The 12,903-nt window shown below is 71.1% G+C and carries 20 protein-coding genes; 13 read left to right on the forward strand and 7 right to left on the reverse strand.

From position 1 onward, the window contains the following. Positions 1–22 precede the first annotated feature (22 nt). From ABZ714_RS30785 to ABZ714_RS30820, 8 genes are all read left to right on the forward strand, one after another. Complete coding sequence (locus tag ABZ714_RS30785; protein WP_358828635.1) at positions 23–859, forward strand: N-acetylmuramoyl-L-alanine amidase; 837 nt, start codon at positions 23–25, stop codon at positions 857–859. A gap of 33 nt (positions 860–892) precedes the next feature. Further along, positions 893–1,150 carry a holin gene (locus tag ABZ714_RS30790; RefSeq protein WP_352308859.1) on the forward strand — a complete coding sequence of 86 codons (258 nt, stop codon included), beginning with the start codon at positions 893–895 and terminating at the stop codon, positions 1,148–1,150. Further along, on the forward strand, positions 1,147–1,566 hold the full coding sequence (locus ABZ714_RS30795) for a hypothetical protein (protein ID WP_358828636.1): 420 nt from the start codon (positions 1,147–1,149) through the stop codon (positions 1,564–1,566). The genes ABZ714_RS30790 and ABZ714_RS30795 overlap by 4 nt, the downstream gene beginning before the upstream one ends. Beyond that, complete coding sequence (locus ABZ714_RS30800; protein ID WP_352308861.1) at positions 1,563–1,895, forward strand: hypothetical protein; 333 nt, start codon at positions 1,563–1,565, stop codon at positions 1,893–1,895. The genes ABZ714_RS30795 and ABZ714_RS30800 overlap by 4 nt, the downstream gene beginning before the upstream one ends. Positions 1,896–2,463: 568 nt before the next feature. Further along, entirely contained in the window at positions 2,464–2,760 is a 297-nt protein-coding gene (locus ABZ714_RS30805; protein WP_358828637.1) for a hypothetical protein, read from the forward strand. A 7-nt stretch (positions 2,761–2,767) separates the two neighbouring features. Then, a complete protein-coding gene (locus ABZ714_RS30810; protein ID WP_358828638.1) occupies positions 2,768–3,007 on the forward strand; it encodes a hypothetical protein in 240 nt (79 codons plus the stop codon). A 523-nt stretch (positions 3,008–3,530) separates the two neighbouring features. Then, positions 3,531–4,043 carry a hypothetical protein gene (locus ABZ714_RS30815; RefSeq protein ID WP_352308847.1) on the forward strand — a complete coding sequence of 171 codons (513 nt, stop codon included), beginning with the start codon at positions 3,531–3,533 and terminating at the stop codon, positions 4,041–4,043. A gap of 99 nt (positions 4,044–4,142) precedes the next feature. Further along, entirely contained in the window at positions 4,143–4,427 is a 285-nt protein-coding gene (locus ABZ714_RS30820; protein WP_352308848.1) for a hypothetical protein, read from the forward strand. Positions 4,428–4,478: 51 nt separating this feature from the next. On the opposite strand, the gene ABZ714_RS30825 is transcribed toward ABZ714_RS30820, so the two are convergent. Next, positions 4,479–5,339 carry a hypothetical protein gene (locus ABZ714_RS30825; RefSeq protein WP_352308849.1) on the reverse strand — a complete coding sequence of 287 codons (861 nt, stop codon included), beginning with the start codon at positions 5,337–5,339 and terminating at the stop codon, positions 4,479–4,481. Between the two features lie 251 nt (positions 5,340–5,590). On the opposite strand from ABZ714_RS30825, the gene ABZ714_RS30830 reads away from it, so the two are divergent. Next, positions 5,591–5,872 carry a hypothetical protein gene (locus ABZ714_RS30830; RefSeq protein WP_358828639.1) on the forward strand — a complete coding sequence of 94 codons (282 nt, stop codon included), beginning with the start codon at positions 5,591–5,593 and terminating at the stop codon, positions 5,870–5,872. On the opposite strand, the gene ABZ714_RS30835 is transcribed toward ABZ714_RS30830, so the two are convergent. The 3 genes from ABZ714_RS30835 to ABZ714_RS30845 form a co-directional block, all read right to left on the reverse strand. After that, complete coding sequence (locus tag ABZ714_RS30835; RefSeq protein WP_358828640.1) at positions 5,863–6,303, reverse strand: hypothetical protein; 441 nt, start codon at positions 6,301–6,303, stop codon at positions 5,863–5,865. The genes ABZ714_RS30830 and ABZ714_RS30835 overlap by 10 nt on opposite strands. Positions 6,304–6,629: 326 nt before the next feature. Further along, positions 6,630–6,839 carry a hypothetical protein gene (locus ABZ714_RS30840; RefSeq protein ID WP_358828641.1) on the reverse strand — a complete coding sequence of 70 codons (210 nt, stop codon included), beginning with the start codon at positions 6,837–6,839 and terminating at the stop codon, positions 6,630–6,632. Between the two features lie 75 nt (positions 6,840–6,914). After that, positions 6,915–7,097 carry a hypothetical protein gene (locus ABZ714_RS30845; RefSeq protein ID WP_352308852.1) on the reverse strand — a complete coding sequence of 61 codons (183 nt, stop codon included), beginning with the start codon at positions 7,095–7,097 and terminating at the stop codon, positions 6,915–6,917. 332 nt (positions 7,098–7,429) lie between these two features. Between ABZ714_RS30845 and ABZ714_RS30850 the strand changes: the two genes are divergently transcribed. The 3 genes from ABZ714_RS30850 to ABZ714_RS30860 all read left to right on the forward strand — a co-directional run bounded on the left by ABZ714_RS30850 (position 7,430) and on the right by ABZ714_RS30860 (position 9,618). Beyond that, positions 7,430–8,626 (forward strand): helix-turn-helix transcriptional regulator, encoded by a 1,197-nt coding sequence (locus tag ABZ714_RS30850; RefSeq protein ID WP_358828642.1) that lies wholly within the window; start codon positions 7,430–7,432, stop codon positions 8,624–8,626. 81 nt (positions 8,627–8,707) lie between these two features. Beyond that, positions 8,708–9,448 (forward strand): NUDIX hydrolase, encoded by a 741-nt coding sequence (locus tag ABZ714_RS30855; protein ID WP_358828643.1) that lies wholly within the window; start codon positions 8,708–8,710, stop codon positions 9,446–9,448. Next, a complete protein-coding gene (locus tag ABZ714_RS30860; RefSeq protein ID WP_358828644.1) occupies positions 9,445–9,618 on the forward strand; it encodes a hypothetical protein in 174 nt (57 codons plus the stop codon). The genes ABZ714_RS30855 and ABZ714_RS30860 overlap by 4 nt, the downstream gene beginning before the upstream one ends. On the opposite strand, the gene ABZ714_RS30865 is transcribed toward ABZ714_RS30860, so the two are convergent. After that, a complete protein-coding gene (locus ABZ714_RS30865) occupies positions 9,609–9,869 on the reverse strand; it encodes a GntR family transcriptional regulator (RefSeq protein WP_358828645.1) in 261 nt (86 codons plus the stop codon). The genes ABZ714_RS30860 and ABZ714_RS30865 overlap by 10 nt on opposite strands. A gap of 378 nt (positions 9,870–10,247) precedes the next feature. On the opposite strand from ABZ714_RS30865, the gene ABZ714_RS30870 reads away from it, so the two are divergent. Next, complete coding sequence (locus ABZ714_RS30870) at positions 10,248–10,472, forward strand: hypothetical protein (protein WP_358828646.1); 225 nt, start codon at positions 10,248–10,250, stop codon at positions 10,470–10,472. 283 nt (positions 10,473–10,755) lie between these two features. Here ABZ714_RS30870 and ABZ714_RS30875 read toward each other — a convergent pair whose 3' ends face one another. Both ABZ714_RS30875 and ABZ714_RS30880 read right to left on the reverse strand, forming a co-directional pair. After that, the gene (locus ABZ714_RS30875; protein ID WP_358828647.1) at positions 10,756–10,995 is read right to left on the reverse strand and encodes a helix-turn-helix transcriptional regulator; all 240 of its coding nucleotides are present in this window, start codon (positions 10,993–10,995) and stop codon (positions 10,756–10,758) included. A gap of 389 nt (positions 10,996–11,384) precedes the next feature. Then, positions 11,385–12,857 carry a recombinase family protein gene (locus ABZ714_RS30880; protein WP_358828648.1) on the reverse strand — a complete coding sequence of 491 codons (1,473 nt, stop codon included), beginning with the start codon at positions 12,855–12,857 and terminating at the stop codon, positions 11,385–11,387. Positions 12,858–12,903: the final 46 nt, after the last annotated feature.

Genomic DNA, 12,903 nt, shown 5'->3' on the forward strand with positions numbered 1-12,903 from the left:
CTTCGCATGCCCGGGAGGGCCCATGCAGCTCATCACCCGCGCCGACCTGGGCTGGCCCGCCTCGGCAGCGCCGTCGCAGCCGACCGCCGGAGGCGTGAAGATTCACTGGCTGGGAGCCCCGGTGTCCGCCCGGCTGGCCGACGACCACTCCCTGTGCGTGGCGGAGTGGAAGAAGATCCGCAAGGCCCACCTCGCGAACAAGGCCGAGAACTACTCGGATGTGGCGTACAACTACGCGGCCTGCGTCCACGGCTATCTGCTGGAGGGCCGTGGGCTGCGGCGCCGCACCGGCGCCAACGGCACCCAGTCGCTCAACCGCGCGGACTATGCCGTCGTCGCCCTCATCGGGACCAAGGGGCTGACCGCCCCGACGGACGCCCTGCTCCACGCGCTGCGCGATGGTATCGACCTGCTCCGCGCGAACGGGGCCGGCGCCCGGGTGCGGGGCCACCGCGACGGGTACGCGACGGCCTGTCCTGGGGATGCGCTTTACGGGTGGGTGAAGCAGGGGGCGCTGCGGCCCGGCGGGAAGCCGCCCGCGCCCAAGCCCCCGGCCGCGAAGCCGAAGCCTCGGCCGTCGGTCGACCTGTCCCTGCTCGTAGCGGCTGCCCGTCGGGATCCGGCCAGGGCGGGGACGCCCGTCAGCTACGCCGGGGCGCGGGTGGTCGAGGCAGCGCTGGCGGCCGAGGGGCTGCTGGACCGCCGCCTGGTCGACGGCCACTACGGGAGCGCGACGCGGAAGGCGTACGCGGCCTGGCAGCGCCGTCTCGGCTACCGGGGCGCGGACGCGGACGGCATCCCGGGGGCCGTGAGTCTCCGGAAGCTGGGCGCGGTGCGCGGCTTCACCGTGACCGCCTGACCTTCTGACCTGCAACAACGAATGGAGAAACGTATGTTCACGATGGCTTTCTGGCGCGCGACGGGCGAACGCGCGGTGCGGACTTTCGCGCAGGGCACGCTCGGCGCGGTGTCCGCGGACCAGTTGGGGATCCTGGATGTCGACTGGGGGCAGGCTGCCGGGGTGGGTGCTCTGGCTGCGGTGCTGGCGGTGCTGACGGCGGTGGCCGCGTCCGGCACCGCGTCGCAGGGCCCGGGGGTGACGGAGGAGGTCCGGGACCGGCAGGTGCCGCTGCCGCCGCAGGGGGTGTGACGGTGCTGGCCCGGGCCCGGCGGAGGTTGGGCCGCCGGGGCGCGTTCCTCGGGTGTTTCGGCGCGGTGTGGGTTCTGTACGGGACGGGGCTGCTGGTGCAGCCGGTGCCGGATACCCGCGGTCTGCGGCATGTGCTGGCGCTGGCGCCGATGAATGTGTGGGCGTGGTGCTGGATCGTCGCCGGGGCGGTGGCGGTGGTCGCGGCGTGGAAGCCGGGCGGGGCGGATTGGCCGGGGTTCGCGGCGCTCACCGTGATGGTGGTGCCGTGGGCGCTGTCGCCCGCGCTGGCGTGGGTGGGTGGGGAGTATCCGCGGGGCTGGATCGCCGCGGCGATCTGGGCTGCTCTGGGGGTGGGGTGTGCGGTGGTAGCGGGGTGGCCTGAGCCACCGGGCACGAGAAAGCACGAGGCACGATGACCATCGAGACGTGGATCCAGGCGGTGCTGGCGCTGGTGGGGACGGGGGGTGGTGTCGTCGCGGCGCGGGCCGCCCGCCGTACCCGCCAGCAGGAGCGCCGGGACGACTTCACCGCGGTGACGGAGCGGATGGCCCGGGACATCGCCCGTCAGGACGAGCGGATCGCGTCGCTGGAGACGCGGGCGGCCGATCAGCGGGACACGATCGGGTACCTGATCGACTGGGTGCGGTCCCTGACGAGCTACATCCGGAAGTCGGGGCTCGAACCCCCGGCGCCGCCGCAGCCGGTGCCGGACGCGGCCCGGGAGTACCTGCACCTGGACGGATGACCAACAACCCCCGGCCGCCCCCTTCGCGGGGGCGGCCGGGGGCCTTCTTTCGGTTCGGTGTCACAACCGGCGCGGGTCTGATCATGATGTAGCGAGGGCATCAGACGGGGCGTTTCGGCGTGGCGGGGCGGGGGGCCGGGAGGGTGAACCCGGTCCGGTCCGGGTCGGGTTGTGCGCGGTGGCGGGGTAGGTTGCGTGGGCGCCGCCGGGCGGCTGGTGGCGCTTCCGGCGCGATTGGGCCGGGAGGTTCCCCGCGCCGCGGGGGTGACCCTAGTCCGCTTGGGTGTAGCAAGTGGTCCCTGCTTGTGCGGGGTTGGCCCCCTCCTTGGAGGGGGCCGTTGCCGCTCTGAATCCCCGCAGGGGCGGGGAGTGCGGGATCCGGTTCGACCGGTCTCACCTGAACTGTGGAGCATCCCCGCAGGGGCGGGACTGGTGGCCGACGTTAGCACTGACCGGTCGCGTGCGGGAGGGCCAAAGGCTTTCGCGGGTCCCCCCTTGCAGCCCTGCCACATGTGTGGCAAGGTTGGTGTTGTCAGGGAGAGAACACCACCAAGACGAGGAGCCCCCGATGCCCGAGATCTACGACAACGACCCCGGCCGCACCTTCGGCAACTACGACCTCCTCAACGACATCACCACCCAGTACGACATCGACCGCACCCAGGCCCACGAACTCATCCACGCCATGCTCAATGGCCTCGTCCAGGACGACCCCAACGTCATCCTCGACCGCCAGCCCGTCCACCCCGGTCGCCTCGTCAGCAACCCCAACGACCTCGACATCCGCCACTGGCTCATCGTCAGCGACGACACCGAGCAGACGATCCGCGACGCCATCGCCGCCGTCATGGCCCACCAGGACTGAATCCCCGGTGACCGAAACCCCGGACCTCATCAGCCGCGACGAGATCGCCGCCGCCCTCGGCATCGCACCCGGCAGCGTCCGCAAGGCCCTACCGCGCATGGGCCTGAAACCAGTGGCCTACCTCCCCGGCCCCAACGGCCGACCGATGGCCTACTACGACGCCGCCGAGTTCCGTACTGCCGCTGCTGCCCGGCCGGGCGCCGGGGCGCGAACCGATCTGGACCGCGATCGGGGAGAAGGACTGTAACTCTCCCTGCCGGCGGCGTCGTTTGCTACGCTTCACGCGTTGCTTCCGGTAGCCAACTCCCCGCTCGGGCGGGGTTGGTCCATGGGGACTCTCGACGCCGTCCGGAAGTTGACATTGTTCCCTGCCTCGGCAGGGATGACCCATAGCCGTGCGTGGCTGCGGCCCGGGTCTGATCTTGTTCCTCGCCTGCGCGGGGTTGCTCCTTGGGGGCTGCAAGTGTTGCCGTGATCCCCGCGTACCTTGCGGGGTTGCTCCTTGGGGACCTACTACATTGCCGTCCTCCCCGCGCGCCTTGCGGGGTTGGTCCATGAGGGCTGTCAGTGTCGCCATACTCCCCGTGCACGCGGGGATGGTCCACGATCACGTTGCGTCGGCTGCTTCGAACCGTCGCACTCCCCGCCCGTGCGGGGCTGCACCACCAGCGCGGGCGGGACAACGGTATCGCCGTCCCGCCCGTGCTCCCTCCCGCCGCCTCCGGTGACATCTGCCCGGACGCCGGCCGAACCCGACACGCGAGGAACCCGTGACACTCATACCCCCCAGGGCTGAGGAACGAGCCCTGATCATCGCCCACGCCTTCGACGACGTCCCCACCGGACAGCGGGAACCCAAGCCCGCCACCGACCCGGACTGCCCCTGCCCGCACGGCATAGACGGCCACCGCTGGCACAAGGAGAACCGGATCCCCGTGTGCCCCAGAGCCCGACGCGCCTACCGCAAGCACCGCCAGGCGGCCATCGACGCCGGAGAGATCCAGCCCGGCTCCTCCGCCGGGCGGCCCCGTGGTACACACGACCACGGTGACCACCGGCGCTACGCCCAGGGCTGCCGCTGCGGCCTGTGCCGGGCCGCCCACACCGCGCAGAACCGAGTATGGAGGGCGCAGCGCGCGGCGGATCCTGCGGCAGCCGACCGGGCCGGACACGGCAAGGCCAGCACCTACACGAACTACCTCTGCCGCTGCGACCTCTGCGTGGCAGCGCACTCGGCCCTGATGGCCGCGAACCACCAGGCCCGGAAGCGGGCCCGGGGCTAGAACGCGCGAAGGGCCCGGAGATGCTTACGACAACTCCGGGCCCGACCCCCAGACTACTCACCCCACCCCTTCGCAGTCAGGAACAGGAGCAGTACCCCTATGCAGATCACCGCCGCCGACATCCGCACTCTGCTCGGCTCTCCGGCCGGGCGAGAGGCCGTGCTCTACATCGACGACGAAGGCGCGACCCCGGCAATCAGCGTGTGGGCCGGGGCCCACGTCCACCACTCCAGGATCATCGCCCGCCAGCACGAGGTGACCGACGAACTCGGCGACACCCCCGACGCAGACACCATCGCGGACTACCTGCCGACCCTCCAGGGCAAGGCTGAAGAGGTCTTGGAGGCTATCGCCGAGGCGACCCCGGACCACGACGACCTCTGATGGCCGCTGCCCCGGCGCCCCCTCCCCGAGCCTGGGGCGGGGGCGGCTTCGTCATTCCGGGGCGCGCCATGACTGGTTCCTTACGATCCGCCGGACCTTCCGGCGGACCCGTTCACCGGCGGCGTCGGCTTCCTGGGCTCCGGTGACCCATGCCGCGTCGGCCCAGGTCTGGATCCCGGGCATGGCCCACGCCAGGACCACGGTGCGCTCCTGCGGCCGGAGGACCTGGAGGACGGCGTCGATCCGGGAATCGGTCCACGAGTCGGTGTAAAAGCTCGGCCTGCTGGGGTGCTGGCGGATCAGGTCGTACAGGCTGGCACCGTCACCGAGGGGGGTGTCCAGGAGCAGGAGGCGCGCACCGCTGGTACGCCGCTTCCACAGTGGCAGCATCTGCCGGTAGATCCGCCTGGCGTCCGCGACGAGATCGTCCCAGGCTGTGAGCGGCAGTCGCCCGTGGAGCCGCAGAGGGTCCGACCAGGGGCCCGCGAGGGCTGTGGAAACGGCCTCGGGCCAGCCCGTTCCCCGCCGGCCGCCCAGCTCCGCCGTGAACGCCTCCACGATGGCGAGGTCCCCCTTCCGCAGCGCCCGGCGGGCCTTGACGGCCTGGGCCATCAGCATGGTCTCGGGCCTGACCTCGTCCCGGCGGATGGGCTGGGATACCTGGAGGTCCTCCTCGATCTCCGTCAGGGGGCAGTGGGAGACCGATCCGTCGAGTTCGATGCACAGAAAAGTCTGCCGCAGGTCCATCGGCCCCTCGCCCTGGATCAGGTTGGGGGAGTCCCATTTCCCGGTAGAGGTGTACCGGCCGTCGGCGATGATCAAAATGTTCTTCCGGGCCACCCCGTTACCCCGCCAGAACGGCAGACGCAGGGGCGATGGCGCGGGTTCATGGTGGCTTGTCTGGGCAGACATCGGTCTCCTTCGCGGTGATCCCTTCCCTTATCGGCCGCGGCAGGGTCCCGAAACGACAAGGCGCACGACGTGACCTGCATCACTCACGGGGGCGGGCGACTATCGGGCGGAGCTGGTGCACCGGGATGTCCACCGGCAGGTGCTGCCGTCGAGCGGGCACCGCTGACCGTACGGTCGACGTGTGGCCCGCGTCACGCCTGCTGTGCACCGGGAGTGCACACGGCCCGGCGCGCGGCCACCATCCTGGGCGCATGACGACCTACGACGACACGACGGCGCTGGCGGAGATAGCGGACTGGTACCTGGGTACGCTCGGCACGCGCCGGGAGGGGCCGGATCTGGCGGCGCGGATGCTGCTGGTGGAGCTGTACGCGCAGGCGGCCGGGCGGGCGGCGGCGGATCCGTCTCCGGTGAAGGTGGCGGAGGCGCGGACGATGGGCCGGGTGCTGCTGGTGCTGGCCGATGCGGAGCGCGAGTCCGGGCGGCCGGGGTGGCAGGAGCGGTGGACCGAGGTGTACGAGGACTACGTGTAGGTGGCCAGGGTCTTGGCGAGCTGCCGGTCGCCAGGCTGGCCGAAGAGCAGCAGCTTGCCGGAGAGGACGGACCTCGGCCGGGTGAGCCACCGGTGGGCCTCGGACGCCAGGTCGTCGGGTGTGGGTGCGGCCTCGGGTGCGCCCTGGCGGGTGAGGGGGAGCCGGGGCCGGATGCGGGACGGGTGCGGCTCGGCGGGGTCGGCCACGCCGAGATTCCAGCCGATGCACTCGGTCCACAGCAGGGCGTAGACGGCGTCCGGCTCCTCGCCGGACAGGCCGCCGAAGGTGCTGCTGATCCAGTCGGGGTCGAGGTCGAGGGTGGCGTACAGCTCGCCGTAGAGGGGGTCCTGCTCGACGGCGGCGATGCTGGCGGGGATCCCGGCGGACTGGAGGGCGAGGGTGCAGGCGTGGATGTACGGGCCGTGATGCATACCGCCGACGGTACGGGCCGCCCGCCTTGATCGCCGGGGATTCCGGGGGCTGTCCGGGATCTGCCACATAATCGTCCCGGCCCAGGCGCGAGTGACACCAGCCCCAATGGCCCCATCAGTACGAGCGCTCGGCGCCTTCCGGCCGATCCTCGGCGCCTTCCGGACACGGCCCCGCATGCCCGCCCGCTATGTGCCACATTGCCGGGCATAGCTACCCTTGACCCCCGAGAGTGGCTATCCCTGAGGAGACCCGCGGCAAGATCTACGCGGCGCGCCGCCGGGGCCGCGCTGCTGGACGTGCCGACCGCCGACGGTGAGCGGTCGCGCTACGCCCCGCTCGCCTCGGCCGCGTGCCGCACCCGGGCCTTCAGCGCCATCTCCAGCTCGTACCGGCTGATCCCGGCGCTGGCGGCGTGTGTGGTGATGGCGGCTTGTACGGCGGTGGCGGTGGCCACGGTGAGCCGCTGCTCGCGGATCTCCGTCCAGGCGCGGGTCTCCAGCTCGATCAGTTCGTCCGTGAGTTCGATATCAGCCACGGCCGGAATCCTACGTCAGGGTGGCTGTGGCGCCCCGGCCCGCCAGGCGTAGACCGTCCGACGGGCCGGGGGTTGTCACAGGTCAGCCGTGCGGGTTGCCCGCTGGTCGGCTGCGGAGCAGGTGGGACACACGTAGAGGCCGGGCATGATCCGCATCATGTCCTGCCCGTCCCGGTCGCAGCGGCGCCGGAAGGCGGGGTCCCGCCGGTCTTCCTCGGCCTGCGTTTTCATCGCCTCGTACGCAGGGTGCTGGGCCATGGCTACTCCGAGGGGGTGGTGGGGTCGTCCTCGGGGGCGGGTACGGGGTTGCCCGGGTCGCCGGGGCTGTTGCCTTCGTTCTCGTCGCCTCGGACGGTGCCAAGGTGGCAGCGCATAGGGCCTCCTCCTCCGGTTGGGGAGTGCCAGGGTGGCAGGGCCCGGGGGCCCGTACGGGGCGTATACGGAAACCCGCCCGCCCGCTGGCCGGGACATGCTACGGGGCCGCCCTTCCGGGTGATCGGGAGGGCGGCCCCGCGCGCATCGTGCTACCGCCGCTTCGAGTGCGGCGTTACCGTCCCAGTAGGGCCACCTACACGGACGGAGCTCCAAGTATGCCGAACGAGCGAGCCGTTGGCACGATCCAGAGGATCGAGGCCAACAGGAAAATGCGGCACCTGACCCAGAGGGCGTTCGCCCATCAGGCCGGGGTCTCGTACAGCCTGTACACGAAGGTCGCTACCGGGAGCAAGAGGACCACGCCTGCGTTCGTCGCGGCGTGCGCCCGGGCGCTGGGCATGGAGGTCGGCGAGTTGTACGGGCAGCCGTACCGGGACGAGCTGCTGGAGGAGCGCATCAGCTACCTCATCCAGCCCATCGTGCACGTGATGGATCTGTACGACCTCGACCCGCAGGACGGTCTGATTCCGCGCCCGGTCGGGGAGCTGACGGCGGAGGTCGAGCACCTCGGCGATCTTCACGATGCCGGTGCTTTCAGCCTGCTTGCCGAGCGGGTGCCCGGGCTGATCGAGGAGGTGCGGGCGGCGGCGCTGGCCAGCGGGGATCCGCTGCTGTGGGATCTGCTGGCGCAGGCGTACCGCGCGGTCTACGACATCGGCGGCCGATTCGGATATCTCGCGGTGTCGCGGACGGCGATGGACCGGTGCGAGTGGGCGGCGGCCCGGGCCGGGGACGCCGAGGCGCCACTACGCGCCATGAGGCAGTATCAGCGGTCGCTTATCCACCTGAAGCAGGGCGACTACGCCTCCGGCCTGCGGATGTACGCGGCCGGGCGGGCGATCATCGACGCCGTGGGCGACACCCCGCTGACGCTCGCCGTACGCGGGCAGCTGATGCTCGGGGCGGCGCTGCTGTCCGCGCGGGCGGGGCGCCGGGACGACGCGACGGAGCTGATCGGCGAGGCCAGGTCGGTGGCCGCCCGGACGGGCGAGCAGCCGCGCGCGTACTGGATGGGCTGGGGCCCTACGAACGTCACCTCGCACGAGATCAAACTGTGGGCCGAGTCGGACGATCCGTCGCGGGCGGTGGCTGCCGCGCGGGACGTTCGGCTGCCGGAGGACTGGCCGCCGTCGCGGGTGGCCCGGTACTGGATGTCGGTGGCGTCGGCGCATCTGTGGGCCGGTCAGCCGGACCGCGCGGTCGAGACGCTCCAGGTCGCGCGGCATGCTGCGCCGCAGGCGGTTCGGTATGCGCCGGAGGCTCGGGACACGGTGGCTCAGATCCTGCGGACGTCGCGGTATCCGGGGGAGGCCGTGACGTCGTTCGCGCGGTGGCAGGGGGTGAAGCCGTAGACTGACGTTCGATTACTCTCCGGGCCCGGATTTTCACCAACGGTGAAAGTTCGGGCCCTTGCCGTTCGCCAGCCTAGGAGCATGACGCACCAGACGCGCTTAGCGACCGTCGCCCTTGCCGTCGTGTCCCGTGATCAGTGGGTGCTCCTCGTCCGCCGCCGGGTCCCCGAAGGCCCGCTGGCCTGGCAGTTCCCCGGCGGGGTGCTGCTCGACGGCGAACCGCCCGAGGCCGGGGCCGTACGGGAGACCCTGGAGGAGACCGGGGTCTCCGTCGCGGCCTCGGTCGACCGGCCGCCCGTGATCGGCACCCGCACCCACCCCGACACCGGCTGCCCGCTCGTCTACGTGGCCTGCGACTACCTGTCCGGCGAGCCGTACGCCGCCTCCCCGCGCGAGGTCGACCGGGCGGCATGGGTCCCGCACGACGCGATCCCCCGCTACATCCCCCAGGGGATCTACTCCCCGGTGCTGGCCTATCTCCGCAGCCGGGAGGCACTGCCCGTACGACTGGCGGAGGTGACGGCGGACGCCAGCCTCGCGCGGGCGATCGCTCACACCGGCCAGTGCGAAGGCCCTTTCGTCGACTCGCTTCGAGGCCGCCTGCGGGAGTACATCACCGCCCTCGCCGACCCGGCAGAGCGATACGGCGAGGGCCTGTCGGTGGCGCGGCATCGCGAGGTCATCCTCGGGACGATCCGGCACGCCCGCCAGATCGCGACCCTCCCGGATGGCGAGGGTGATCCGGTGGCGACGCTGATCCTGCTGGCCGGGGGTGCTGATGACCTGGTCCGGTACGTCACGACGGCCGGGAGCAGGCTGTGACGGGGGACGGTGCGGCGGTCGGCGCCGCACTGTCGGCCGCCGTCCTCGCGGGGCTGGCTGCGGTGACGATGCTGGTGCGGTCGGACGTGGTCGAGGGCCGGCCGCCGGGCATCGCCGGGGTCGAGGCGCCCGACGTCGAGCCGGAGCCGGAGCCGGTGGGCTACGACTGATCGGGCTCGGCGACGAAGGTGCCCTTGCCCCGCACCGTGATGACCAGGCCGCGGTCCCGTAGCTCGCGTACCGCCCGCGCGACGGTCATCCGGGCGATCCCGTACGCGGCAGCCATCTCCAGCTCGCCCATCAGCCGGGAACCAGGGGGCAGCTTCCCGGACTCGATCTGTCCCTGGATGTGGTCTGCGACCACCACGTATACGAGTCGCGGCCCTGCGGGATCGATCACCGGCATGTCGTCGTCAGCCATACCAGCGACGGTATGAGCCCACTGACCTGCGAGGACACATGTAGTGCTGCACATGGGTATATAGGGCACTGTAGGGTGGCGCCCTCAAATGTGATCCCCGCGGCCTGGCAGGGCCCGGGGGATGGACGACTAAGCAGGAGTCGACATGAGAGATCGTACCGAGGTGCACCGTCAGTGTGCCCTGCCCGCCCCGGTGGGCCTGGATCCGGCGCCTGCGGCGGCGCCGGAGTCGGCGTGGCGGCCGTGCCGCTGCCGGAGTGCCGTGTGCCCGGACCGCCCGGGGCGGGTCACACCGCCCGGGCCGATCGTCACCGTGCCCGTTACGCCGATGGTCGAGGCGACGATCGCCCGGATCACCGCCGCCCTGCGAGCCTCCCGATGACCGGCCCCGTGCCCGACCTGGACCGGGCCTGCCACGTCTGCCGCACCACCCGCGGCACCGTCCCCGTCACGGCCGTGCCCCGGAGCAGCGGCCCCGAGCGGCCCCTCTACGGCTGCCCCACCCACGCGCCCGGGATCGCCACCGCAACCCGGGACGCGGGCGCGCTGGCCGCCGCGATCGGCCGCACGGTGGCCGAGATGGAGGCGATGACCCGTGGCTAGCACAGGGGCCCAGCAGTGCCAGCGGTGCGCCGAGCCCGTCCCGGGGACGGACGATCGGCGGATCGACGTGGAGTCGATGTCCGGCGCGCACGCGGTGATGTACCTGTGCGAGCGGTGCATGCCCGCCCGGCCGGCCACCCCGCCGCCGGTGACCCCGCCCCCGGTTCCAGCCCGGTCGCGGTCCGGGCGCCGCCGGATATGAGCCCCCGGTCGCAGGCGTACGGCGGCCCTGCGGCCGGGACTGGACGGCCCCGGCCTGTGCCCCCCGTCACGGGCCGGGGCCCTACCCCTCGGGCGCGTCGTCGCGGACGAGGTCGGCAAGCGAGACGCCGATCGCGTCGGCGATCCGGATCAGGGTGTCGATGAGGGCGGCGCGGTGTCCTTGCTCGATCTCGCTGTAGGTAGCGATGCGGATGCCTGCCCGGAGCGCGACGGCTTCCTGAGTGAGGCCCGCGTGGAGGCGAGCGATGCGCGCGCGGTCGCCGATGGCCCGGCGTCTGGCAAGGACGCGCTCGGGTGGCATTGGCGGGTGGTGCATTTTGACCACGCTGGCCGGGCATGATCGTTTTGTCTTTACGGTTGACCGTAAATCCGCTGATCAAGGAGACTCAAGCAAGGTCAAAAGTCACACACCATGACGATCTCTTCACGGGCCGTACTGGCATATGCGAGCATCGAACGGATTCGAACGGGGAGGATCTGTGACGCGCACCACTACTCTGGCCGACCTACTAACCAGGCTCGACGCGCTCGATCTCGCGCTCAATGCCGCACTCGACCAGCCAGATCCAGCCATCCGGCGCCGCTGGCTCAGGGCTATCCAGGCCGCAACCACATCCACCCGGCATGACCTTGCCGAGTTCGCGCCTGACGAAGGCCGCCCACACCCCGACTCCGTGGTGCACGTCAACTTCAGTCGAGACGCTTCCGCCGCAGTTCCACCGCAGTCGGATCGAACCCGGGGCCGCGAAGTTTGGTCGGGTGAACGATCACCCGAAAGAGCGCTTCGACGGTGGCCGCCCTGATGTCGACGGGCTCCGCCTCCCATGCATCCCGACCCACCCCGGCCATCTGCATCAGCAGCCGCCGCCGTGCCGAGAGACCCATCTGCGCCCGGATCTCTGAGATCCGCCTGTCGTACGACGACAGGCTCAGCGCAAGGACGGCAGGGTCCAGACCCTCATCATCGGCCAGCCGGGCGAGCTGGCGGCGAGTCTCTTCCTTCCGCCGCTCCAACGCCGCGACCTCCGCTCCCAGCTGCTCCTGGCCGCCGACGGCATGCAGCTCGGCACGGAACCCGTCGTCGTTCAGCAGCGACAGCACGGCCCCGGAGACGTAGGCGTCAAGATGGTCGACGTTCCGTCCGACCTTCACGGGACACTCGGGGGCCGCGCAGTAGTAGATCCGCGACGTTTTCCGGTTCCGGCCGCCCGTGGGCTTTGCGCGGAGCTTCCCGCTGCACCCGGAGCACTCGGCGATGCCCGTCTGAAGGTGTGTACGGCGCCGCCCCTGGTAGGGGTACAGCGTGCGCAGGTGGTCGAAGTGGGCGGCCAGATCCGTCCACGCCTCACGGTCGATGATCGGCGCCCACTGCGCCGGGTAGAGGGCGCCGTCGTGCTCCACCAGGCCTGCGACTCGTGGCGAAAGAAGGAGGATCTTGAGGTTCTTCGAGTTCCACTTTCCGCCCTCCGTTGTCGTCATCTGGGTGTTCATCCACTTGCAGACGCCATTGATGCTCTGCCCGGCAAGGAGGCGCTGAGCGGCTTCGCGAAGGGCTGCGGCCTCCGCCGGGACGACCTTCATTCGGTCGTACACCGGGACCTCGCGCGTCTCCCCGGTGACCGGGTCCGTGTGAGTCTGAGTCTGCCCTGTGGGCGCGCCGTAGCCGAACGGCCTACGCCCGCCTACCTGGGCCAGTCCGACCTCGGCGTTGGCTTTGATCTTGCGGCGGATCCGGCGGGAGAGGTTGTCCGATTCCCGGCACGCCTGCGCGGCTTCGATCCGGAGGACGAAACGGTCATCGGGGCTATCCAGATTGCGTGTTCCGGAGGGGGAGGCGATGCGGATTCCCTTGCTGTCGGCGATGCCGATGAGCTTCTCCAGGTCCCAGGGCTGCCGGATGAGGCGGTCGCCGTGGTAGACGATGACGCTGTCGATCTCGCCCGCGTCGACGGCGGCGAGCATGGCGTCCCAGGCGGGGCGCTTCCGGTCGCGCTGCCAGGCCGACTTCGAATTGTCGACATAGACGTGCTGGTCGGAGACGGGCCAGTCAAGCCGGACGGCCAGTTCTCGGCAGTCCTGCTCCTGCCGTGCGACCTTCTCGATGCTGCCGTCAGGGGCGAAGGAGAGGCGGCAGTAGATGCCTGCCAGCTGGGGCTTCCTCATGCGTGCGCAGCCTATCAAGTGTTGGTGTTTATCGGACAGTGACCGA

The organism is Streptomyces sp. NPDC006798, assembly GCF_040635975.1.
Lineage (GTDB): Bacteria > Actinomycetota > Actinomycetes > Streptomycetales > Streptomycetaceae > Streptomyces.

Bases quoted from the DNA above. Each gene is read 5' to 3' on its own strand.
- ABZ714_RS30850 (WP_358828642.1), top strand. From the start codon at position 7,430: ATGCCGAACGAGCGAGCCGTTGGCACGATCCAGAGGATCGAGGCCAAC.
- ABZ714_RS30805 (WP_358828637.1), top strand. From the start codon at position 2,464: ATGCCCGAGATCTACGACAACGACCCCGGCCGCACCTTCGGCAACTAC.
- ABZ714_RS30880 (WP_358828648.1), bottom strand. From the start codon at position 12,857: ATGAGGAAGCCCCAGCTGGCAGGCATCTACTGCCGCCTCTCCTTCGCC.
- ABZ714_RS30820 (WP_352308848.1), top strand. From the start codon at position 4,143: ATGCAGATCACCGCCGCCGACATCCGCACTCTGCTCGGCTCTCCGGCC.
- ABZ714_RS30785 (WP_358828635.1), top strand. From the start codon at position 23: ATGCAGCTCATCACCCGCGCCGACCTGGGCTGGCCCGCCTCGGCAGCG.
- ABZ714_RS30800 (WP_352308861.1), top strand. From the start codon at position 1,563: ATGACCATCGAGACGTGGATCCAGGCGGTGCTGGCGCTGGTGGGGACG.
- ABZ714_RS30835 (WP_358828640.1), bottom strand. From the start codon at position 6,303: ATGCATCACGGCCCGTACATCCACGCCTGCACCCTCGCCCTCCAGTCC.
- ABZ714_RS30825 (WP_352308849.1), bottom strand. From the start codon at position 5,339: ATGTCTGCCCAGACAAGCCACCATGAACCCGCGCCATCGCCCCTGCGT.
- ABZ714_RS30870 (WP_358828646.1), top strand. From the start codon at position 10,248: ATGACCGGCCCCGTGCCCGACCTGGACCGGGCCTGCCACGTCTGCCGC.
- ABZ714_RS30845 (WP_352308852.1), bottom strand. From the start codon at position 7,097: ATGGCCCAGCACCCTGCGTACGAGGCGATGAAAACGCAGGCCGAGGAA.
- ABZ714_RS30790 (WP_352308859.1), top strand. From the start codon at position 893: ATGTTCACGATGGCTTTCTGGCGCGCGACGGGCGAACGCGCGGTGCGG.
- ABZ714_RS30855 (WP_358828643.1), top strand. From the start codon at position 8,708: ATGACGCACCAGACGCGCTTAGCGACCGTCGCCCTTGCCGTCGTGTCC.
- ABZ714_RS30865 (WP_358828645.1), bottom strand. From the start codon at position 9,869: ATGGCTGACGACGACATGCCGGTGATCGATCCCGCAGGGCCGCGACTC.
- ABZ714_RS30830 (WP_358828639.1), top strand. From the start codon at position 5,591: ATGACGACCTACGACGACACGACGGCGCTGGCGGAGATAGCGGACTGG.
- ABZ714_RS30875 (WP_358828647.1), bottom strand. From the start codon at position 10,995: ATGCCACCCGAGCGCGTCCTTGCCAGACGCCGGGCCATCGGCGACCGC.